Source organism: Pantoea sp. GL120224-02 (genome assembly GCF_900215395.1).
Lineage (GTDB): Bacteria > Pseudomonadota > Gammaproteobacteria > Enterobacterales > Enterobacteriaceae > Pantoea > Pantoea communis.
Map to the genome: position 1 here is coordinate 346991 of NZ_OBEC01000002.1, position 21278 is coordinate 368268.

Annotated in this window: 23 protein-coding genes; 5 read left to right on the forward strand and 18 right to left on the reverse strand. The window is 55.7% G+C overall.

What is annotated here, in order from left to right:
* Positions 1-22 precede the first annotated feature (22 nt).
* The gene (locus tag CRO33_RS06525) at positions 23-442 is read left to right on the forward strand and encodes a cell envelope integrity TolA C-terminal domain-containing protein (RefSeq protein WP_160834007.1); all 420 of its coding nucleotides are present in this window, start codon (positions 23-25) and stop codon (positions 440-442) included.
* Here CRO33_RS06525 and qhpR read toward each other — a convergent pair.
* Together qhpR and CRO33_RS06535 are read right to left on the reverse strand one after the other, a co-directional pair.
* A complete protein-coding gene (gene qhpR, locus CRO33_RS06530) occupies positions 402-1463 on the reverse strand; it encodes an AraC-like transcriptional regulator QhpR (protein ID WP_097117515.1) in 1062 nt (353 codons plus the stop codon). The two genes, CRO33_RS06525 and qhpR, sit on opposite strands and share 41 nt — an antisense overlap.
* Before the next feature lie 400 nt (positions 1464-1863).
* Positions 1864-2868, reverse strand: a complete 1005-nt coding sequence (locus CRO33_RS06535) for a phosphotransferase enzyme family protein (protein WP_097117516.1) — start codon at positions 2866-2868, stop codon at positions 1864-1866.
* Between the two features lie 270 nt (positions 2869-3138).
* Here CRO33_RS06535 and eat point away from each other — a divergent pair, with 270 nt between their 5' ends.
* Positions 3139-4503, forward strand: a complete 1365-nt coding sequence (eat, locus tag CRO33_RS06540; protein ID WP_034830527.1) for an ethanolamine permease — start codon at positions 3139-3141, stop codon at positions 4501-4503.
* A 65-nt stretch (positions 4504-4568) separates the two neighbouring features.
* On the opposite strand, the gene mak is transcribed toward eat, so the two are convergent.
* Entirely contained in the window at positions 4569-5480 is a 912-nt protein-coding gene (gene mak, locus CRO33_RS06545) for a fructokinase (protein WP_058961461.1), read from the reverse strand.
* 145 nt (positions 5481-5625) lie between these two features.
* Here mak and rdgC point away from each other — a divergent pair, with 145 nt between their 5' ends.
* On the forward strand, positions 5626-6537 hold the full coding sequence (rdgC, locus tag CRO33_RS06550) for a recombination-associated protein RdgC (protein ID WP_097117517.1): 912 nt from the start codon (positions 5626-5628) through the stop codon (positions 6535-6537).
* Between the two features lie 105 nt (positions 6538-6642).
* Here rdgC and ppnP read toward each other — a convergent pair whose 3' ends face one another.
* The 7 genes from ppnP to aroL all read right to left on the reverse strand — a co-directional run bounded on the left by ppnP (position 6643) and on the right by aroL (position 12259).
* Entirely contained in the window at positions 6643-6927 is a 285-nt protein-coding gene (gene ppnP, locus CRO33_RS06555) for a pyrimidine/purine nucleoside phosphorylase (protein WP_034830521.1), read from the reverse strand.
* A gap of 104 nt (positions 6928-7031) precedes the next feature.
* Positions 7032-7709: an AroM family protein gene (locus CRO33_RS06560; RefSeq protein WP_097117594.1), complete on the reverse strand. Its 678-nt coding sequence runs from the start codon at positions 7707-7709 to the stop codon at positions 7032-7034.
* A 2-nt stretch (positions 7710-7711) separates the two neighbouring features.
* On the reverse strand, positions 7712-8644 hold the full coding sequence (locus tag CRO33_RS06565) for a DUF1177 domain-containing protein (RefSeq protein WP_097117518.1): 933 nt from the start codon (positions 8642-8644) through the stop codon (positions 7712-7714).
* Positions 8645-8659: 15 nt separating this feature from the next.
* The gene (locus CRO33_RS06570) at positions 8660-10219 is read right to left on the reverse strand and encodes an OPT/YSL family transporter (protein ID WP_097117519.1); all 1560 of its coding nucleotides are present in this window, start codon (positions 10217-10219) and stop codon (positions 8660-8662) included.
* A gap of 170 nt (positions 10220-10389) precedes the next feature.
* On the reverse strand, positions 10390-11142 hold the full coding sequence (locus CRO33_RS06575) for an IclR family transcriptional regulator (protein WP_034830515.1): 753 nt from the start codon (positions 11140-11142) through the stop codon (positions 10390-10392).
* A gap of 289 nt (positions 11143-11431) precedes the next feature.
* On the reverse strand, positions 11432-11623 hold the full coding sequence (locus CRO33_RS06580; protein ID WP_034830514.1) for a YaiA family protein: 192 nt from the start codon (positions 11621-11623) through the stop codon (positions 11432-11434).
* 111 nt (positions 11624-11734) lie between these two features.
* On the reverse strand, positions 11735-12259 hold the full coding sequence (gene aroL, locus CRO33_RS06585; RefSeq protein ID WP_097117520.1) for a shikimate kinase AroL: 525 nt from the start codon (positions 12257-12259) through the stop codon (positions 11735-11737).
* Between the two features lie 286 nt (positions 12260-12545).
* On the opposite strand from aroL, the gene CRO33_RS06590 reads away from it, so the two are divergent.
* A complete protein-coding gene (locus CRO33_RS06590; protein WP_097117521.1) occupies positions 12546-13250 on the forward strand; it encodes a DUF2076 domain-containing protein in 705 nt (234 codons plus the stop codon).
* Here CRO33_RS06590 and CRO33_RS06595 read toward each other — a convergent pair whose 3' ends face one another.
* Positions 13251-13694: a YaiI/YqxD family protein gene (locus tag CRO33_RS06595; RefSeq protein ID WP_034830508.1), complete on the reverse strand. Its 444-nt coding sequence runs from the start codon at positions 13692-13694 to the stop codon at positions 13251-13253.
* Between the two features lie 141 nt (positions 13695-13835).
* Here CRO33_RS06595 and proC point away from each other — a divergent pair, with 141 nt between their 5' ends.
* Positions 13836-14648 (forward strand): pyrroline-5-carboxylate reductase, encoded by an 813-nt coding sequence (gene proC, locus CRO33_RS06600; protein ID WP_097117522.1) that lies wholly within the window; start codon positions 13836-13838, stop codon positions 14646-14648.
* Between the two features lie 66 nt (positions 14649-14714).
* Here the strand turns inward: proC and CRO33_RS06605 are convergent, their stop codons facing one another.
* From CRO33_RS06605 to CRO33_RS24555, 7 genes are all read right to left on the reverse strand, one after another.
* Entirely contained in the window at positions 14715-16250 is a 1536-nt protein-coding gene (locus tag CRO33_RS06605; RefSeq protein WP_097117523.1) for an FAD-dependent oxidoreductase, read from the reverse strand.
* Positions 16251-16404: 154 nt separating this feature from the next.
* A complete protein-coding gene (locus tag CRO33_RS06610) occupies positions 16405-17559 on the reverse strand; it encodes an N-acetylglucosamine-6-phosphate deacetylase (RefSeq protein ID WP_255253244.1) in 1155 nt (384 codons plus the stop codon).
* 1 nt (position 17560) lies between these two features.
* Positions 17561-18334 (reverse strand): 6-phosphogluconolactonase, encoded by a 774-nt coding sequence (locus tag CRO33_RS06615; RefSeq protein ID WP_097117525.1) that lies wholly within the window; start codon positions 18332-18334, stop codon positions 17561-17563.
* Between the two features lie 2 nt (positions 18335-18336).
* Complete coding sequence (locus CRO33_RS06620; RefSeq protein ID WP_097117526.1) at positions 18337-19860, reverse strand: sodium:solute symporter family protein; 1524 nt, start codon at positions 19858-19860, stop codon at positions 18337-18339.
* Positions 19861-20095: 235 nt separating this feature from the next.
* Complete coding sequence (locus CRO33_RS06625) at positions 20096-20398, reverse strand: PsiF family protein (RefSeq protein ID WP_034830548.1); 303 nt, start codon at positions 20396-20398, stop codon at positions 20096-20098.
* Positions 20399-20534: 136 nt separating this feature from the next.
* The gene (gene iraP / locus CRO33_RS06630; RefSeq protein WP_034830496.1) at positions 20535-20789 is read right to left on the reverse strand and encodes an anti-adapter protein IraP; all 255 of its coding nucleotides are present in this window, start codon (positions 20787-20789) and stop codon (positions 20535-20537) included.
* A 210-nt stretch (positions 20790-20999) separates the two neighbouring features.
* On the reverse strand, positions 21000-21146 hold the full coding sequence (locus CRO33_RS24555; protein ID WP_166933682.1) for a hypothetical protein: 147 nt from the start codon (positions 21144-21146) through the stop codon (positions 21000-21002).
* Positions 21147-21278 lie beyond the last annotated feature (132 nt).

Sequence of the window (21278 nt, forward strand, 5' to 3'; positions counted from 1 at the left end):
TTTTGCAAATCCGGGCAAATAGATGAACGTATTTCGCCGTATTGCTGGCACATTGTTGTTGAGTACCCTACTCAGCGCCTGCCAGCATGCCCCATCGCATCCCATGGAAAGTATGACCAACCTGTGCCAGCCACAGAGCGAACCGGGCAGCGCATCCTGCAAATGGACTGATGAGATGCAGCGACAGCTCAACCGGCAATTTTCCGATGCGGCACATTACGCGGGACAGCAATGTATGGTGCGACTGGAGTGGCAAAACAGCGGGCGCTATGCAGTCACGCAGACGCAAGGTGATGAAACCCTGTGCCTGCGCGCCTGGCAGTTGATTGGTCAGTCGAAAGGATTACCGCCGCCACCGGATCGCACCCAACCCGCGTGGTTCGGCTTTGCGCCGCATCAGGCTAACTCGCCAGCCCATCCTGTCGCCACTGGCGCGGGCTAATGCCAAACCAGCGCCGGAAGGCGCGTGAAAACGCACTGACTTCGGAATAGCCCAGTAGCAGCGCCATCTCCGAGATCGGCAACTGCTTTTGTTGCAGGTAGTGCGTGGCCATTTCGCAACGCACTTTATCCACCAGCGCGGTGAAGCTGATGCCCTCTTCGCGCAGCCGCCGTTGCAACGACCAGCTCGACAGCCCCATTTTATCCGCGATCTCTTCCAGCACCGGTTCGCCCTGCATCAACGATAAGTTGACCTGCGAACGCGCCTGCTCCACCACGCTTTGCAGTGAAGCGCTGCTATTCAGACGGCGGATGGCATCCTGCATCACCATTAACAACATCTGATCCTGCTCTGGCATGGTGCGCAGCAGATCGCGTTTGGGGATCAGCAGTGAGTTGAACGGTTGATCGAACCACACTGGCGCATCAAACACTTTGCAGTGCTCGTGCCACTGCTCCGGCCGGGGATGCTCAAAATGCACCTCGCGCGGCGCCCAGTTTTTGCCGGCCACGTGACGGATCAGATTGAGGAACATGCCGAGCGTCAATTCCGCATCCTGCCGACGTGAGAGGATCGCCCCGTGTCGCACCTGATAATCCAGCCGCCAGCAGTCGCCTTTATCGACCAGGCGCGTCAGCGTATCGTGCTGATGCCAGGGGAAAGCATTCACCACGTTGTGCAGCGCCTGCTCCAGCGTCGGTGAGCATAAGCCGATATAGCCAATCAGCCCTAATGACTGCGGTTTGAACTGCTTGCCGTAATGCAAACCGAAGTTATCAAAACCAGAGTGGCGCGCCGCTTCTTCCATCACTCGGCAATAGTTGACCAGACCAAGGCTGAGCGTCGGGCTGGCCAGCAGTTCGGAATCAATGCCGCTGATACCAAAAATACGATCAACATCGCCGCCTTTGTCGGTGATAAAGGTGCTTAAGCCGGTTGCAGCTGCTGCCAGCACGCCACGGTTGTTGGCTTGTGCCGAGAACGAGCTGTACGCTTCAGAAGGAGTCATCAGTGATTGCATCGGAACCTCACAGGGATCGCGCGAGTGAAACTAATGGTGGGATCCAGCAAGATTCGTACCATGACGCTTGAGGAGGCCGCCATCAATGACGACCCGACTAGATTCGGTACCCTTTCTCTGCGTGCGCGTTGATGCCCACCTTGCTAAAAGTCCAGTGGCATGCTGAAGCCTGTTCATTGGATTACATCTTGCTAAAGGTCCGGTGTCATGCCGAAGCCTGTGCAGTGATGCGCATCTGGCTAAGCGCAGCTCAAGGATACGGAGGCATTCCGTTGCGCCCCGCTCACGCTCAGCACACAGCATCAGGGAGCGATTTATGGCGCAACGGCGTGAAAGTCACCCCCAGAGATCGCAATTGATTGCGCTGCTACGACGCACTGCTGCCCGCTACTGGTGCAACTCAAACACCAACCGGCAGCTGATTGGTTTCCAGATAGCGACGGCATAGACGCACCGAGTGATCGGCCCAACGCGGCCCCAGGCTCAGCGCCATCTCGGTGTCTGCATGGGTGCCCATCCATGCGGTCATCTGGATACGACGTTGAATCAACAGCGTCGGCACCAGCGCCATCTCCTCATCAGTGATGTGCGCCACACGCTCGTAGCCCTGGATCCAGTTATCCACCCATTCGGCGGCACGCGGATGATGCTCAACAAAACTGATCGCCGCCGCCAGATCGTGCAGATACCAGCCCATGCCGCAGTCATCAAAATCGATCACCCGGGTTTCACCTTTGTGCAGCAGCAAATTGGTGAGGCGCAGATCAGCGTGGATCAAGCCATAACGATCCTGTCCTTTACCAAAGCCCTGCAACTCTTGCCCGACCCGCGCCACCGCTTCAGCGACAATGCCATGATCGGCAGGATTGAGATTGGGCGCATCCTGCCAGCGGCCCCAGTGGCTGTGATCGCTGACCATGGTGTGATGATCCCAAATGATACGCTGGAAGCCAGCCGGTTTTTGCCAGCTGCGACTGTGCTGATGCAGGCGCGCAGTGATGTGCCCGAGCTGCTGGAAGGCTTTGGGATCGACCTCGGTGGTGGGCATCTCGCCCTCGATCCAGTGGAACAGTACCGCATGTCGCACGCCGCCATCGGGCATGGCTATTGTCAGCACCGTTTCGCCATCACTGGCCGGGATCGCCTGCGGCACTATAATGCCAATCTCACGCAGCGCGTCGAGCCACAGCAGCTCACTCTGGATATCCGCTTTGCTGTGATAGTCAGGTCGATGCAGGCGCAACGCATAACGCTTACCGCCCGCCAGCAACAGGAAGGTGGCGTTCTCCGAGCGACAAAGTAGCTTCAGCTCGCCCTGCAAGGGCGCGGGATAACAGGCCAGCGCCTGCTGTGCCAGCACGGTGGTTTCCGCATCAGTAAGGGTATCGGATTGTTTGGCGCTCATTCATCTGTCTCCAGCATCAATCTTAAAGGAAGCAAGTGTTATCAGCATGGGATGACGGCGTTCTGACTGCTTGACCGCAGATAACCCAAAGTTGACCGCAGCGTACATCTGGCACTTTTCTTGCCTCAGAGTTGACCGTGGAGGACAAAACTCACTGCGCCTGCGTCAAGTTTTCCCGCTGCAGGCGGCGGCATTATCACTTCACTGTAGTGCATAGAACAAAACAGCGCGGTGCAGCCGCCGCACAACAATCACGACGGGGAGACGAATATGACGAGTAAGCTCAAACCCACGCTGGGCACTCTGCATTTGTGGGGTATAGCGGTTGGACTGGTAATTTCCGGGGAGTATTTTGGCTGGAGTTATGGCTGGGGCGTGGCGGGCACGTTGGGGTTCCTGATCACTACCGCACTGATCGCCACCATGTACACCTGTTTTATTTTTAGCTTTACCGAACTGACCACCGCCATTCCACACGCCGGTGGCCCGTTTGCTTACAGTCGCCGCGCCTTTGGTGAAACCGGTGGTTTGATTGCCGGTCTGGCGACGCTGATTGAGTTTGTGTTCGCCCCACCAGCGATTGCCATGGCGATCGGTGCTTATCTCAACGTGCAGTACCCGGATCTCAACCCGAAAACCGCTGCGGTCGGCGCTTATCTGGTTTTCATGACCCTCAATATCCTCGGCGTGAAGCTGGCAGCGATGTTTGAACTGGTGGTGACGGTGCTGGCGGTGCTGGAACTGCTGGTGTTTATGGGCGTAGTGTCACCGGGCTTCAGTATCGCCAACTTTGCCGCTAACGGTTGGGCGGGAAGCGATCATTTCGGTATGCCAGCCCTTTCCGGCATCTTCGCGGCTATTCCTTTTGCCATCTGGTTCTTCCTCGCCATTGAAGGCGCCGCCATGGCCGCCGAAGAGGCCAAAGATCCGAAGCGCACCATTCCCAAAGCTTACATCACCGGGATTCTGACGCTGGTGGTACTGGCGATTGGCGTGATGCTGCTGGCGGGCGGCGCAGGCGACTGGCGTAAACTGTCTGACATCAACGATCCGTTGCCGCAGGCGATGAAGATGATCGTCGGCGAGCATTCAAACTGGATGCATATGCTGGTGTGGATTGGCTTATTCGGACTGGTCGCCAGCTTCCACGGCATTATCCTCGGCTATTCACGTCAATTCTTTGCCCTGGCGCGCGCCGGTTATCTGCCGCAGGGTCTGGCGAAACTGTCACGTTTCCAGACGCCGCATCGCGCCATTATTGCCGGTGGCGTAATTGGTATCGCGGCAATCTACAGTGATGGTCTGATCAACCTGCAGGGCATGACGCTGACGGCGGCGATGATCACCATGGCAGTATTTGGCGCCATCGTGATGTACCTGATGAGTATGCTGAGCCTGTTCAAATTGCGCCGCACCGCACCCGACATGGAACGCAGCTTCCGCGCGCCGGGTTATCCGATTATTCCCGGTATCGCGCTGGTGCTGTCACTGGTGTGTCTGATTGCCATGCTGTGGTTCAACCCGGTGATTGGCGGCCTGTTCGTGGGGATTATGGTGGTGGGATATATTTACTTCCTCGCGACCAAAACTCAGCGTCAGAATGCGCCGCAGGATGCGATGTTGATGGGTGAGTAATCGCGGGACCAGAGGGCGCAAAACTGCGCCCCTGTCCAAAGGTCGCTATTGAGGCGACCTTTTTTCTAGGATTTCAGCGGCCACAACCATGCCGCACCGCGCACACCGCTTGAATCGCCGTGCACCGCTTTCAGCACTGGCGTTTCGCACTCGCGGCCAAACACCCACTGCTTCATCAGGGCTGGCACTGTCTGATACAGGCGATCGTTATTACTCATCCCGCCGCCCAGCACGATCACATCCGGATCGAGCAAATTCACTACCTGCGCCAGCGACTTAGCTAAGCGCATTTCGTAACGGCTCATCGCCAGCTCTGCTACCGGATCCTGCTGCTCAATCAGTTTGATGATCTCTGCGCCCTTCAATGCTTTACCGCTCAAACGCTGATAATCGATGGCAAAGCCGGTACCCGATACAAAGGTTTCAATACAGCCCTGCAAACCGCAATAGCAAGGTACTTCTTCGCGATGGCGAAGTTCATCTTCATCCATCCACGGCAAAGGATTGTGGCCCCACTCGCCCGCATTACCATTGCCGCCAATGCGCGATTCACCGCCAATCGCCACGCCCGCGCCCGAACCGGTGCCGATGATCACCGCGAACACCAACGGCTGACCCGCGCCTGCACCATCCACCGCTTCGGAAACCGCTAAACAATTCGCGTCATTGGCGATGCGCACGTCACGATTCAGCGCCTGCGCCAAATCCTTGTCCAGCGGCTGTCCATTCAGCCAGGTGGAGTTGGCGTTTTTTACCCGCTGGGTGTACGGCGAAATCGTGCCGGGAATGCCAATGCCCACCGTGCCTTTTTCCCCGGTTTTCTCCTCTGCCAGCAGCACTAAATCCACAATCGCCTGGACTGTGGCGGCATAGTCATCGCGCGGGGTATTGACGCGGTGACGGAACAGCTCTTGCCCCTGATCGGAGAGCGCAATCACTTCAATCTTGGTACCGCCTAAATCAATCCCAATACGCACGATTTATTCCTCATTATTCGTTCAGGTGACAGATACAGTAGAAGGCTGAATCGGGAAAGGCAATGAAACCAATCCGATGTTTCGCTATCATGCGCGCTGACTTTGAGACTTGTGCGCCCGATCGCACCCACGGTAAGGAATCCCGATGTTGTGGTTTAAAAATATGATGGTTTATCGTCTGAATCGTGACATCCCGCTGTCCGCAGACGATCTGGAAAAACAGCTCGACGCCTTCACGTTTTCGCCGTGCGGCAGCCAGGATATGGCGAAAACCGGCTGGGTGTCACCGATGGGCAACCGCGGCGAAGCGCTGACGCATGAAATCAACGGCCAGATCGTGATTTGCGCCCGCACTGAGCAGAAGATCCTGCCTTCGCCGGTGGTGAAGCAGGCGCTGGAAGCGAAGATCGACAAGCTGGAAGCGGAACAGAGCCGCAAGCTGAAGAAGACCGAGAAAGACTCGCTTAAAGATGAAGTGCTGCATAGCCTGCTGCCACGCGCGTTTAGCCGTTTCAGTCAGACGTTTATGTGGATCGACACCGTGAACAACCTGATCATTGTCGATTGCGCCAGCGCTAAAAAAGCAGAAGACACCCTGGCGCTGTTGCGTAAAAGCATCGGTTCGCTGCCGGTGGTGCCGCTAACGCTGGAAACCCCGATTGAGCTGACGCTGACCGAATGGGTGCGTTCTGGTGAATTGCCGGCCGGTTTCGCGCTGATGGATGAAGCAGAGCTGAAAGCGATTCTGAAAGACGGCGGCGTGATCCGGTGTAAGAAACAGGATCTGATCTCCGATGAGATCGCCACCCACATCGAAGCTGGCAAAGTGGTGACCAAACTGGCTCTGGACTGGCAGGAGCGTATTCAGCTGGTGATTGCCGACGATGCCTCGATCAAGCGTCTGAAGTTCAGCGACACGTTGCGTGAGCAGAATGACGACATCGACCGCGATGATTTTGCCCAGCGTTTTGATGCCGATTTCACCCTGATGACCGGCGAACTGGCCGCGTTGATCAGTAATCTGGTGGAAGCGTTAGGCGGCGAAGCCAAGCGCTGAAGCCTGAATCGTTTACCCCCCACCTGGCTACGCTGAAGCCAAAAAGAAACCGGGAATGCTAAAAGCATTCCCGGTTTAATGATGACTCATGCTGAAAGTCAGCGTTTACAGATAGCGGCACAGATAAGACGTTGGCTCAGCCACCTGCAAGTGGAATTCGCTGTGACCCGGCACGTTGAAAACCGAACCGGCTTCGTACCATTTCCACTCGGTTTCACCTGGCAGCAGCACTTTCAGTGCGCCACTCACGACCGTCATCTCTTCCGGCTGTCCTGTACCGAAGGTGTACTCACCTTCTGCCATCACGCCAACGCTGGCACGGCCAATGGTTACGCTGTCGAAACCAATGGATTTCACTTTTCCGTCGAAATACTCACTTACGTTGAGCATGTTACTTCCTCACAGCACATTATGGTGTCTGGCAGATTACAAGGGAACTCGCTGATCTGTCACGCGAAAAAGCAATACAGATCGCGACTTGTGATCGGCCTCAGTCAGACGATCAACTCTGCCGCTAACTTCGCCACCAGCACGTTGGATAACAGTACCGGAATGCCCAGCATTTTCTGCAGGAAATCCCGGTGCTTCTGGTGATAGCCAATACAGTCGAGCACCACCACATCTGCCCCCTGCTCTTGCAGCGACAGGCCCGCCTCGATCAAATCATTCTGCTGTGCCAGATAAGGGCTGGCGACGGCAAAGCATGGCGCGCTGTTCAGATTCCGCCATTTACTGGCCTGCTCAGCGATCTGCTCTTCTACCGGCACGACAATCCGCACTTTATGTTCCTGCACGATGGCCTTGACCAACGGTGGGATAATGCGGTCCGGCTCCAGCAACAGCGCCTTTTCGGTTTTCAGCGTGCCAAATTCACCGGTGCACAGCAGCAAAATCGTATCGTAGCCCTGCTGTTCCAGCGCCGTAATCTTGCGTTGCAGTCCCTGCTCAACTTTTGGCCCCGACAGGCGCACCTGCTCGCCGGTGGTCATACGCGAAACCAGCACTTTCTCACCCGCTTCAGGCGAGAAGAACTGCTCCACCTCAGCGAGTGTCAGGCCGTCGAGTAATCCGGCGTGAGCGACTTGCTCTTCCGGTAAGTGATCCTGCAGCAGCGGCAGAATATCGCTACGCGGGGATTGACCAATCGTTAAGGTAACCAGGGACTGTTTCATCATTAAGCTTTCCGCGTACGCAGGTGATTGAGACTACCATACAAAGAGTGTAGTAATGCGTACTCTTGTTTGTCATAGAACTGACAGGTTTCACGGCCAAACTCTTTCGCCACTTCCACCGCAAACTTCACGGTCGCCGCGATATCGACTTCATGGCTGGCACCGGTGCCGCAACCTGGCACGACCGATTCCGCGCAGATCGCCACGCCAACCACTGGCACATCGGTGGCGGTTGACGGCTGCAGGATGCTGTTAAGGTGATACACACCATTGCCATAAGGCGTGATGTCCTGCGTAGTGATCGGGAAGGTCACAGCAGGAAGACCGCTGGTCATCTCCATAATGCGCAGCAGATCTTCTGATACGCGCAGGATGTAACCCTCTTTCACTGTCGGCGAGATCGCGTAGCCTTTATAATTCAGGATACGGTTACCTTTGGTGGTATCGATGGAGAGAATCGCGTCCACGCCGTCGATCACTTCGTTGTCATTCATGGTGATGTCATCGCATGGCGAGTCCATGAAATCCACCGGCTCATGCGGACGGGTTGGCGCATCCGGGCAGATGTGAGTAGTGATAATCACGTCACCCGCCAGCACATCGCCTTTGGTCTGCATCTGTGTCAGCTTCAGCGCACTGCTCACTGCCGCTACTGCACCATCCGCATCCGACACCATACCGATACGCGTTGGACGCGCACCGATGCCGCCTAAACGACCGACAATGCCCAGCGTGGGTGCGGTGGCGCCTTTGCTCTTGCCCTGCGCACCAGGAATATCAATGCGCACGAAATCAGTACGCCCTTTCGGGCCGGTGACGCGCTTGAAGCTGGCGGTCACGCCTGGGTAGCCGGCAAAAAGATCCACCACCTGCTGGCCATCCACGTAGGCGCTATCGAGTAACTCAAAAACCTGCAGTGTCTGCTGTAAACTCATATTGAATTCCCTGGGTTATTTCTTGGTGCTACTGGCAAAAAGAGAATGGAAGAAGCTGTACAGCGCGTCGCCCGCAATAAAGCCTGCGGCCATCACCTCCATCGGTGAACGTCCACGCTCGCCCCACACTCGAATGATCAGGATACGCAGTGCGATCCCCACCATCACCGCCCAACCTGCTGCGGCGTTGTTGATTAACAAACCGGTCGCCAGCAATACGCCTAACTGACGCTTCGGCCCACCGATAAACTGAATAATCGCACCCGGAATCGCCCACATCAGCAAGCTTCCGGCAATGCCTGGCTCGGCACCGGCCTGAATGGTTTTGGCGTAAACGCGTGCCACTGGTGGCAGCAGGTTTTCGGCGAAGAACAGGTTGTGTGCGTACCACACCACTGGAATACAGATCACAAAGGCGATCATCGCGGCGATTAACTGGATACGGCGGCCCCACAGCTCTTGCTGTAGATCGGCACCGTTACCGCGCAGGATAAAGCCGGCTTTCAGGTCGTAGCCCATATCGGCAAAGGCCGGTCCTGTTGCGGCGGTGAAGCCACACAACAGGCAGAGCGCCAGCGGCGGGAAGCCGAGCAAAATACCGAGGATCAGGGTTATCAGCGCTACGGCAAAGGCCGGGAACCAGCCTGAGTGCATCGCGGCGATGCCGACAATCAATTCATGCACGAAGGCAGCAAACGCGGCATACACGATAAACAGCACCAGCATCGGCAAGCCCATCTGGCTCCACAAACCGCCCGCCAGTGCCAGCAGCGTGGAGATGATGATGTAGCCAACGGTGCCTAAGCCGAGAGAACGCTTCACTTCGCTGTCGCTGCGGCTGACATTCAGCTGATCGTTGCGACGGCTGACAATCACCTGCACGACCTGAATCAGCGCCACCAATCCAGCGCCGACCATCATGCCGTGTGGGATATACAACGCATTGATATCGATACCAGCAACCGGTTGCGCATATGCACGCAACAGAAAACCAATACCCAACATGCTCAGCGCCCAGATATTGCCAATAAAAGCAGTACCGAAGGCTGACATGGGGATTTTCAACATCGAACCGGCAATGCCGCCGACAATACCCACCACCAGCAACCACGCCTGACGGCCGCCTTTATCGCCGGCTTTGATCGCTTCCGCGGCTGCCACGCCCGGTGGCCACGCATTGCTGGCCGGGAACACGCGGGTATCGAACAGGCGGTATAGCAGATAGGCATCCAGCAGCATCGCCGCACTGACACCGACAAACAGCGGCAGTACCAGCTGCGGTTCACCCAGCGCCCACGGCACGGCAATCGGCATCAGCAGACTGTTCGCCGCACCAAAGGTGGCAGAAGAGATGGCGGTTTGCGCAAGGTTCTGTACTTCGATGGAGCGATAACGACGGAACCATTGCAGAGGAATGCGCGCCAGCAACATGGCAAACAGCGCACCGATAATAGAGGTATTGGGTGTCACCCCAATGGTGGTAATCAGCTGAACCCCGATGATGGCACCTGCTACAGACAGCAGAACCAGCATTAAGCCCACGCCGATACTTTTTATTGGATTATGTTGACGCATATTATCCCCGTATTTTCACCCTGTAGAAAACGCGTAATACGTTTTATGCCCGACACGCGGGACATCAACGCTTTTAATAAATCGTTCCCTGATTTTTGAAATAGGCAGGTCCGAAGACCTGCTATTTCCCTGGTGTGGCGCGAATAAACGCCTTTAAATCGAAAATAAGGTTATGCGCCGTATTTCTCGGCCATCAATGCAGCCGTTGCGCGCAGTTCGCTGAGCAGCGCGTCCGGATAACCCGGGGCCGCTTCTTGCGAGAGAAACGAGAGACACAGTGCGGCACTTTCGCCGCGATGTTTATTGGTGACCGCCACCGCCAGTGAGCTGATGCCCGGCAACGTCTCATTGCGTGCCAGTGCCCAGCCCTGCTGGCGAATCACCGCTAATTCTTTACAGAGTGCATCAATGTTCAGAGGCGAGTTTGCGGATGCGGCTTGCCAGTCATCGGCAAAACGCGCACGCACTTCGTCATCACTCAATTGTGCCAGCAGCACGCGCCCGGTAGAGGTACCGGAAAGGGAAACACGCGTACCTGGCGGCGTGACGAGTTGGGTGAAAAAACGGCCGTGATACATGCGCATCACCAGAACGTCTTGCCCATCCAGCACGGAGATGTACCCCATACAACCACTGCTGGCCGCCAACTGCGCCATCGGCGCAGAAGCACTATCAACCAACGGCGTTGATAAGTAGTGCCCCGCAACTGAAAGCAACACACGACCAATCTGGAAACAGCGACTATCGGGATCACGCTCAAGCAATCCTTCACTTTCCATGGTCGCCAGCAGGCGAGAAACGGTGCTTTTCGGCAATCCCAACGCGTCAACCACCTCGGTGAAGGTCAGGCCCGGATGGCCCTGCGTCACGCCAAAGCGCTGGAAAAGCTTAAGTACGGCAGCGGCGTTTTCGAGTGTGGTCATGGCGTCGGTTTCACTATGTGGAACTGAGTTCCTATATCAATACAGTGAAAGTAATTCGCTCTGCTGATCGGGTCAAGCGCAAATTTTGAACCGGCTATATTTGCGTCGATTTAACGCAGCATAAAATACGGCGCAAACTGAAAATAAAGTGACGTCATCAGGCAAGCAGGAATAACAGCAGAAAAGGATGGCGGTTCTGGCGGGCATATTAGTCATTTAAGGCAGTTGAAAATAACTGTTTAGCCACGGAAAGTAATCACTGATTAACAGGCGTCCCTGCCCGCGAGATTTACTCTTTATCCGCGTCTTCATAACGCGCTTTGGCATCCTGCGCTTCGGCTTCAGTTTTGTGCTCACTGATCAGTGAATCGGGCTTCGGATGGTCAGCGCGTAACTCATACCACGTCACAGTATTGCCTGCCGCGCCTTTCTCAACGGCAACGATGCGCGCTTCTCGCGGGTACGGTGGTTTGGTTGGCATAGATTTCCCTCTTATGTCTGGTTTCCACACAGACAGCGGCGATCCCCCTGTCTCTAATAAAGTATAGACAATGGAGGATCGCGAGAAAAAAGAGGGATAAATCTGAAGGGGTTAGCTGGCGCGGGCGAGCGAGAGGGATTGCAGAATTTGATCAACAACCTGTTCTGGCGCCTGCATGGCATTCACTTCATGGTGCGCGGTCTGGCGGTAAAGATGCGCGCGCTCGCGCAGAATATCGCTCATCTCCTCGCCAATCGGACGACCGGTTAGCGTCGGGCGCTGTGCGGCTTCGGGCTGACGTTCAAGACGATCGGCCAGTACCGTTGACGGGGCATTTAACCAAATCACCTGCCCATGTTCGCGCATAAAGCGACGATTCACCTCAGCCAACACCATCCCGCCGCCGGTGGCAATCACCGTAGCCGGCGCTGTGACCGCCCGCAGCGATTCAGTTTCGCGCGCACGGAAGCTGTCCCAGCCTTCAGCCGCGACGATTTCCGCCACGGTGCGCTGCGTCGTGAGCTGCAGGTTATGATCGGTATCGCTAAAGGCATAACCAAGCGCCTGAGAAAGGGCCTGGCCGATAGTGGTTTTACCGCAACCGCGTGCGCCGATCAGATAGATGGGTAATGACATCCGGGCTCATCCTCCGCCGTATTTATGCCGCACGGGCAAGGTCATCAGGTCAATATTGCGTCGCATGATACCTGGATTTTATTTTATCAGCCACCCGCGAAGCACGATTTACGCGTATTTACGGCCATGAATTCACTATCAACATGATTAATAAAGATAAAATGATGCGTATTTCGTGCATCAACCTATTTGTAAGCACGGGCAACATTTCCTTACCAGGCCATTGATTTACTTTCTGTCACGTTGACCACATATAAGAAGGTACGAATCATTGGAGGTTCACACCATGCAGAATGAAGAACAACAGTTAATTGATAATCTCTTTAGCCGACTGAAACAGGCTGAAACCCAGAGCGGACCGCGTGATGCCGGTGCCGAACAGCTGATTAAACAGCACTTGCAGAGCCAGCCTGGTGCGCCTTATTACATGTCACAGGCAATCCTGATTCAGGAAGCAGCGCTGAAAAAACTCAACGCTCAGGTGGCCGACCTGGAGAATCGCCTGGCACAGGCTCAGCAACAACAACAGCAAGCACCGCAGCAAAGCAGCGGTGGTTTCCTGTCGAGTCTGTTTGGCGGCGGTTCTCGCCAGTCTGCACCGCAGCAGCAACAGCCAGTGTGGGGCAGCGCGCCGCAGCAGACTCAACAGCAATACGCGCAGCCCCAACAGCAATATGCGGCTCCGCCTGCGCGCGGCACTGGTTTCCTCGGTGGTGCATTACAGACAGCTGTAGGTGTGGCCGGGGGCGTGGTGATGGCCGATATGCTCACCAGCATGTTCCATCATTCTCAGCCGGAAGAGATTGTGAATATCATCAACGAACCGGCGCTGCCGCAGGTGGATAACAGCCTCGATACCTTTAACGGTAATGACAGCAACAATGCCTTCCTGAACGACAACGCCAGCTGGGATAACAACAGCTTTGCGGATAACAACGACTTCAGTGACTTTGGTGGCGGCGACTACGACGACGATGACAGCTTCGTCTGATTAGCGCTGGCGTAACCACTTATCCAATTCGTTAGCAAACAGCTGGCGGTCACGTTGGTTTAGCGCCGACGGGCCGCCACTTTGCACGCCACTCGCTCGCATTGTTTCCATAAAATCACGCATAGTCAGACGCTGACGAATGGTATCCGGTGAGTAGCGCTCGCCGCGCGGATTCAACGCCGCAGCGCCCTTCTCCAGCACTTCTGCCGCTAAGGGAATATCCCCGGTGATCACCAGCTCGCCCGGCTGCACACGCTTCACAATCTCGTTATCAGCCACATCAAATCCCGCCGCGACCTGCAGCGTTTTCAGCCACGGTGATGGCGGTACGCGCAGCGGCTGATTCGCCACGAAAGTCACGGTGATTTTGGCGCGTTCGGCGGCTCGGTACAGCACTTCTTTGATGACATTGGGGCAGGCATCGGCATCAACCCAAATCGACATGTGTTTTCCTTTTTCCTACAGAATTGCAAGCGATCTTGCCCGCTTGCGGCAGAATGGCAAATATTTTTACGCGGCTTGTTATTCAGCACAGCTGTCGTAAGCTAACTCGCACGAGAAAATGAACACTTAAAGGATAGAGCGATGCTGGAGAAGAAAATCGGGTTTATCGGCTGCGGCAATATGGCGAAGGCCATTATCAGCGGACTGGTCAACAGCGGGCTGATTGCCCCGGCTAACATCTGGGTTTGCGACCGCAAACCGGCCACCAATCAGGCGATGGCAGAGCAATATGGCGTGACAGCGGCTGAAAGCCCAGAGAGTCTGGCACGTGAAGTCGATATCCTGTTTGGTGCCGTGAAACCGAATGTGATTCTCAAAGTGCTGAAAGATCTCGCGGGTCAATTGAAGAAGGATTCGCTGGTGGTGTCGATCGCCGCAGGCGTCACCCTCGATTCACTGGCTGCCGTGCTGGGGCACGACCGCAAAATCATCCGCGTGATGCCGAATACGCCGTCGCTGGTGAACGAAGGCATGACTTCGATTACCCCTAATGTACTGGTGGAACCGCATGAAGTCGACGAAGTGGTTGGCATCTTCGAGAGCTTCGGCAAAGCGGCGGTGGTGAATGAATATCTGATTCATGCCGTGGTCGGTGTGAGTGGTTCGGCTCCGGCCTACGTATTTATGTTTATCGAAGCAATGGCAGATGCTGCTCTGCTCGGCGGCATGCCGCGTGCGCAGGCCTATCAGTTCGCGGCACAGGCGGTGAAGGGTTCCGCGCAGATGGTGCTGGAAACCGGCAAACATCCTGGCGAATTGAAAGATATGGTGTGCTCACCCGGCGGTACCACCATCGAAGCGGTGAAAGTGCTGGAAGAGAAAGGCTTCCGCGCGGCGGTGATCAACGCGATGCAGCAGTGCATGGCCAAGTCCGAAGCATTAAGTAAGCAGTAACCTACCCGGTTTAATCAGGTGCGCATGCCTGCGCACCTGAATCCGTCCAATGTTGTGCAGCCCTCTTTACGCGCCCTGCCCCTGATACGCTTCAAACAGCGCCAGCCCTTGCGCCAGCGTCATCGGTTGCTGCATGGTTTCCACCAGCGCCGCTGTCAGCGTGTACATCCCTGCTGAACACACCGCCGCGATGATGCCCTGACGACAGTAAAAGGCGATAAAACTTTTGTCCTGAAGCGATCCCAGCAGTCGGTAGTCGTCCCACTCTTCGGCATGGCCCAGATATTCGTAGCGCGTACCGTAGTGTGCGGTCCAGAAAAACGGCACGCGATCATACATCATACCTTTGCCCAGTATATTGAGAGCCGCGATTCGCCCCTGCTGCTGCGCCACACGATAATGCTCAATACGCTGCGGGCCACGCGGCGTGAGATAACTGGCGATATCGCCCGCGACCCAGATATTGTCAGCAACGCGTAGCTGCCCGTCGGCCAGCAGGCTGCCATCGTCCTGCAGTGGCAAATCATGGATGAAATCCGTCGCCGGTTTCACGCCAGTGGCAAACAGCACCTGACTTGCTGGCACCGATTTGCCCCCTTTCAGACGCACCGCTTGCACCTGTTCTTTCCCTTCCAGCGCTTCCGGCTCACCCTCAACAAATTTCACCCCATTGCTGCGGTGCAGATCGTGAAAATAGCGTCCAATCTCTTCACCAAACTGCTTAGCAAACGGCAATGGATGGCGGGCAATCACCGTGACATCCACATCACGATTGCGCAGTGCACCCGCCATCTCCATACCGATAAAACTATTGCCGATGATCACCAGCTGCTCTGTTTGATCCACCTGTTTGAGCAGTTCATCCGCCTGATTTAGCGAACGTAACAGATGCACACCCTGCAAATCCTTACCGGGGATGTTAAGAGGCTGCGGCACGCCGCCGCTGGCAATAATTAGCTGGTCAAATTTCACTGTCTGACCATCAGCAAGAATCAACGTCTGATCCTGCGCCTTGAGTTGCGCGACCTCGCCCTGAATACGCTGTAGCGAACCCAGCACATCCGGCTTAAGGAGTTTAGGCACATCCTCAATCGCCATTTTTCCCGAAGGCACAAACTTGCTCAGCGCGGTGCGATCGTAAGGGGCGGCGGATTCGCGCTCCACCAGCACAATGCGCCCGCTGAAACCTTCATCGCGGAGCGTCCAGATCGCCGCACTGCCTGCGGCTCCGGAACCTAAAATCACGCACACCGGTGATTCGCCCTGAGCGGCGGGCGCACTGGCGGGTGTCATCGCTTGTGGATTCACCAGCACCTTGCCCTGTTCAACACGCACCGGATAGCGTTTGAGGTTGGCCAATGCCAGCGGCTCACACATCTTGCCATCGCGCAGTTGAAATACCGCCTTGTGCCACGGACACACCAGCTTGTCGCCGCAAATTGCACCCTGCTCTAACGGCGCTCCCGCATGGGGGCACTTTGCCTGCAACGCCTGCACCCGTTCGCCATCGCGAACCAGTACCATATCGATATCACCCACGGTGAATTTGGTGGGTTTGTGCTGCGCCAGCGACTTGAGTTCCACGACAGATTGATAGCTCACGATTAGCCTCCTGCGTTGATATTGGATTTGACGACATTAAATCCCTACAAACAGTAAGCCTGGCAAAGCAGGAGAATTTCGCTGAAGAAACAAAGCGTAACGGCGGATAAGCTATTACTTATCACACCGTTAGCGAGGAAAATAAAATCGCGCTTCAGGCTGAGGCGGCTTGCCACACCTTTTTGCCCTGTTTGAGACAGGCGACTAACGCCACGCCCCCATCTGGCTGGGGTTTCAGCAACAACACATCCGCCGGCGCACCGGGTGCCAACCCATGCTGCTGTGGCAAATCTAACTGCCGTGCCGGACGAATCGATGCCATCTCAATCGCCTGCTGCAAAGAGGCTAAATGTTGCCGCAGCAGAAAATTGACGCCATCCAGCAGGCCCCGCGCGGAACCGGCCAGCAGCTGTGGCGCATCCGCCATGCTCAGCCGCCCTTCCGCACTCAGTTGCACGCGTCCGCCTATTGCCGAATCGTAGATGCCCGGCGGCTGCCCGGCAAAGCAGGTCACATCACTCACCAGCAGCGCCTGCTCGCCCTTCGCCCGTAAAAAGACTTTCAATACCTCAGCGGGCAGATGATCACCATCGGCAATCAGCGTGGCCGCCAGCGCATCTTCCGCCAGCTGCTGCCAGATGTAATTGGGATGGCGCGGCAGTTGCAGGTGCGCGCCATTGCCCAGATGAGTTGAAAGCGAAGCGCCCGCCAGCACCGCATCATGAATCTGCGCGGCAGAGGCTGAGGTGTGCCCAATCGCCACCCGCACCTGCTGCTTCACGCAATGCTGGATGAGCTCGCTGCTTTGCGGCCATTCCGGTGAGAGCGTCAGCAAACCAATGCGCTGCTGCGCGGCCCGTTGCCAGCTTTCAAACAGAAACACATCCGGCGCACAGATCGCCTCCCGTGGATGCGCACCGCGCGGGCCGTCCTCCGGTGACAAAAATGGCCCTTCCAGATGAAAACCCGGCACCGCCAGCGCGACGTCCGAATAGTGTTCACAGGCGCTGGCCAGTCGCTGCAACGCTTGCGCAATCTCTCCGGGCTGAGCGGTGATCACCGTCGGCATAAAGCTGGTGACCCCTTGTTGCCACAACGCGTGCGTGGCATTCAGCACATCCTGTTCGCTAAAAGGAAAGTGATTAAAGTCCACGCCCTGAAAGCCGTTAACTTGCAGATCCACCAGCCCCGGCGCCAGAATCAGATCGTTATCGGGCTCTGGCAACGATCGCACCTCTGCCAGCAGGCCTTCACACATGTAGAGCTCAATCGGATCCAGCGTGCGGTAATCGCGACCGCGTAATAGCATTTCAGTCAAAAATCACCTCCGCGCAGGCATCGGCGTCGGTATATAGCGTGCAGTTGGGATGCTGGCGCAATCGGGTTGCCGGGCAAGCCGTGGATATCGCGTCGTGCAATGTTGCCTGCACCGCTGCGCGTTTGGTCGCGCCCGGCACCATGCAGAACAGCCTGGTGCCACGCATCAAAGCGGGAATCGTCAGCGTCACCGCGTGCGTCGGCACCTGCTCGAGTGTGGGGAAACAGCCGTCGTTGACCTGCTGCTGACGGCAGGCGTGATCCAGTTGCACTGTCTTGACGCTAAGCGGATCGCTGAAATCCGCTACCGGCGGATCGTTAAAGGCCAGATGGCCATTTTCACCAATGCCCAGACAGACCACATCGATCGGTGCCGCCTCCAACTTGCGCGCATATTCGCGACACACTCCCGCTGGATCGCCACCTGAAGGGATGAGATACACTTCGCCAGGTTGTACCCGGTCAAACAGATGTTCACGCAGGAAATGGCTAAAGCGCTGCGGCGCATCTTCATTCAACCCAATGTATTCATCCATATGAAACGCGTGAATACGCGACCAGTCGAGATTCGGCGCGGCAGCCAGCGCGGCAAGAAACTCATGTTGTGAGGGGGCGGCAGCAAATACCATCCGCACCACCGCCTGCTGTTGCAGTAATTGCTGCAAATAGGCGATGGCATCCTCTGCCGCCGCGATGCCTAATGCATCACGATGGGCGAAGCGCTTGACCCACAAGCAGTCGCGCTTTCCCTGTTGTAAAAGCGTCATTCTTATCCCTCCTGAGAAGCGTTGTGACTTTTCGGCCAGTGCGCACTGGCGGGCATATCCTGATCCTGATTGAGTGCCGCGAGCAGCGCGTCGACTTCCGGACTGACCGGTGCACGACGCAGCCATCCCATCACCACAAACAGCACCAGCGATGACATCACGGGGGCGGCCACCTGAGTGGCAGTGCTGACATCAGTAAAGATAAATTTCACGCAGAAAAAGGTGCCCACGCCCACGGCCCAACTCACCAGCGCCGCGGCACTGCCGCTACGACGAAATGCGGGCAGTAAGCCTAAAAGCATCGGAATCGAAATGGGCCCCACTAATCCACCGAACCAGATAATCAGCAGAGACAGCACACCGCCGAAACGGCTGGCATTCATGGCGATAATCAACGTTGTGATGATGAAGAGAAAAGCCGTCAGACGCGCGACGAGCAGCGAGCTTTTACCGCGCTGAAAATGGCGCGGCAGCATGCCGGGCAGAATGTCACGCGTAACCACCGCCGTGATGGCATTGGCATCTGATGAAGTCATCGACAGTGTGTGAGTGAACATCGCCACCAGCACTAATCCTATTAACCCATTCGGCAGTAATTCCATCGCCATCACAGAGTATGAACGTGAGGGATCGCTAAGATTGGGGAACAGCAGCGGTGCCGCCCACATCGGCCAGAACAGTATTAGCGGCCAGATCAGGTAAAGTGCGGCCGAGAGCAACGCCGCTTTACGTGCATCGCGACCCGCCGGTGCGGCGATGAAGCGCTGTGCCAGATTCCAGGTGCCGCCGTTGTAGCTCAGGGTGTAAATCACAAAGTAGGCGAGGATAAAGCCGAGCGTATACGGCTCCTGAACGATGTCGGTGTGCGTGGCGGGCAAGTGCTGCCAGATGGTGAACAGTTCGCCGAAACCGCCCAGATGCATCGCCACGGCCACCATCATGACCATCGCGGCAACAAACTGCACCACAAACTGGCCGAAATCATTACAGGCATCGGCCCATAAACCGCCCATCACGGTATAAAACAGGCTAAGCGCCCCGGAGATGCAGATGCCAATCAACGGATTTAACCCGGTAAAGACATTGATGATCACGGCAATGGCGGCCCATTTGGCTCCGACGTCGAAGGTTTTCAGCAGCACCCCACTCCACGCCAGCACCATTTGCGTTGGCAGGTTATAACGCGTCGCGAGGTACTCCATCGGCGATTCGATATTCATATGGATTCGCAGTCTGGCCCAGCGTGGGGCAAACAGGCGCGACCCGATTAATACCGCAACGGAGATGGGAAACGCCCACCAGAAATAGATGGTGATGCCCATGTTATAAGCCACTGCCGCATAGGCCACGAACACGGCCGCACTGTAGCCGGACATATGATGCGAGACGCCCGACAACCACCAGGGCATTTTCCCGCCTGCCGCAAAGAAATCACGCGTGCTGCCGACTTTACGCATCGCCCAGAGCGTAATGGCCACTATCATCAGCGCATAGAGCGCCATCACAGCATAATCAAGCACATTCATAGCCGTCTCCACAGGTCAAAGCTGCCCGACGAAAGCATCCGGTTCGAGGGGAAGGATAGATTATTTTTTAATTAGTCCTTGTTTAGGATTAATGCATCCTGGCAGCATTACCGCGTTTAAAATGTGACAACGCTCCGGCTATTAATTTTTCTTCTGAACGGTGAATGGGAGCGAGTGAGAAGCAATAAAAAAGGGCTCATACACAGTATGAACCCTTAAATCAGGTGCAATTCGATTAGGCTTTTTTCAGGCAGGAACTCATAAAGGTCTTGCGTGCATCGCCGCTGAGTTTTTTATCAGCCGCGTCGGTATTACAGGTTTTCATCTTCATTTGCTGCGGCGTCATGCTGCCCATCTTGCTGTCTTTTTTCAGACAGTCGCTCATGAAGGATTTACGCGCATCCCCTTTTAAATCCTGAGAAGATGCGTGTTGATTACACATGGTCATTTTATTTTGTTGGGCGGTTTTCTCTGCTGCACCCGCATTGCCCGCCAACAGCAGGCCTGCTGCTATCATTGCCAAAAGACACGATTTCATTGCCGGAATCTCCATAGAATTATTGCCTCTTAATCATGGCAGGAAATAAGCAATGCAGAAAAAAATATATTCCCTCGTCCAAAGCTTGCTGCGAGCACGCTAACAGCAAAATCGGTTCTTCAGCGTGGCGTGACACTTACACGCGGGGATGATTCAGCAGCTTTTCAACGTAGTTACGCAGCAGAGTGGTATCTGGGGTTTCTGCCGCAGGGGCAAGTGGAGGCATCGCGGTGGCGATACCGGCCGCAATCTCGTTGAATTGTTCAGGATCCAGCTTACGCAGCATGGCCGTCAGCACAATTTCTAATGCCTCTACCTGGACCACTAATTCTTTTGACTCTTCTTCTTTCTCAGCCAGTTTTAGCAGAAGTTCCGCGATAAGGTTTTTCATGCGACAGGCTCAATAAGAGATGGAAAACAGACGTTAGCATTGAGGGGGTTAAAACAACAGGGATTTTTGGCGGTTTGCTTAAAATTTAGAATAAGCGCAGCGTTAAAAAAGAAACGGAATTTCAATATGTAACGGCGAAACGTTTCACTTCATTGATAGGGCTTTTTCGAAACGTTTCGCGCGTAATCATGCATTAACGTCTGGCGCTAATTAATGGGGTCCCATAAAGCCACGACCTGGACCGCCACCGCCGCCAGGACCACCCCAACCGCCTCCGCCACCCGGCGGTGGGAAGATACAACCGCTCAACGCGGTCACCAATGCCACAACGGCAGCGAGTTTAATAATACGGACCATAATTACCTCTGGATGGTGAAATCGGGCTGAGTGTATGAGGCGGTAACGGGCACGACAATACAGAATTCTCTGCAACCCGGCGCTATTCATCTCTGCTCACCACGCTTAACAAATTACTGGCACTACGCCCGC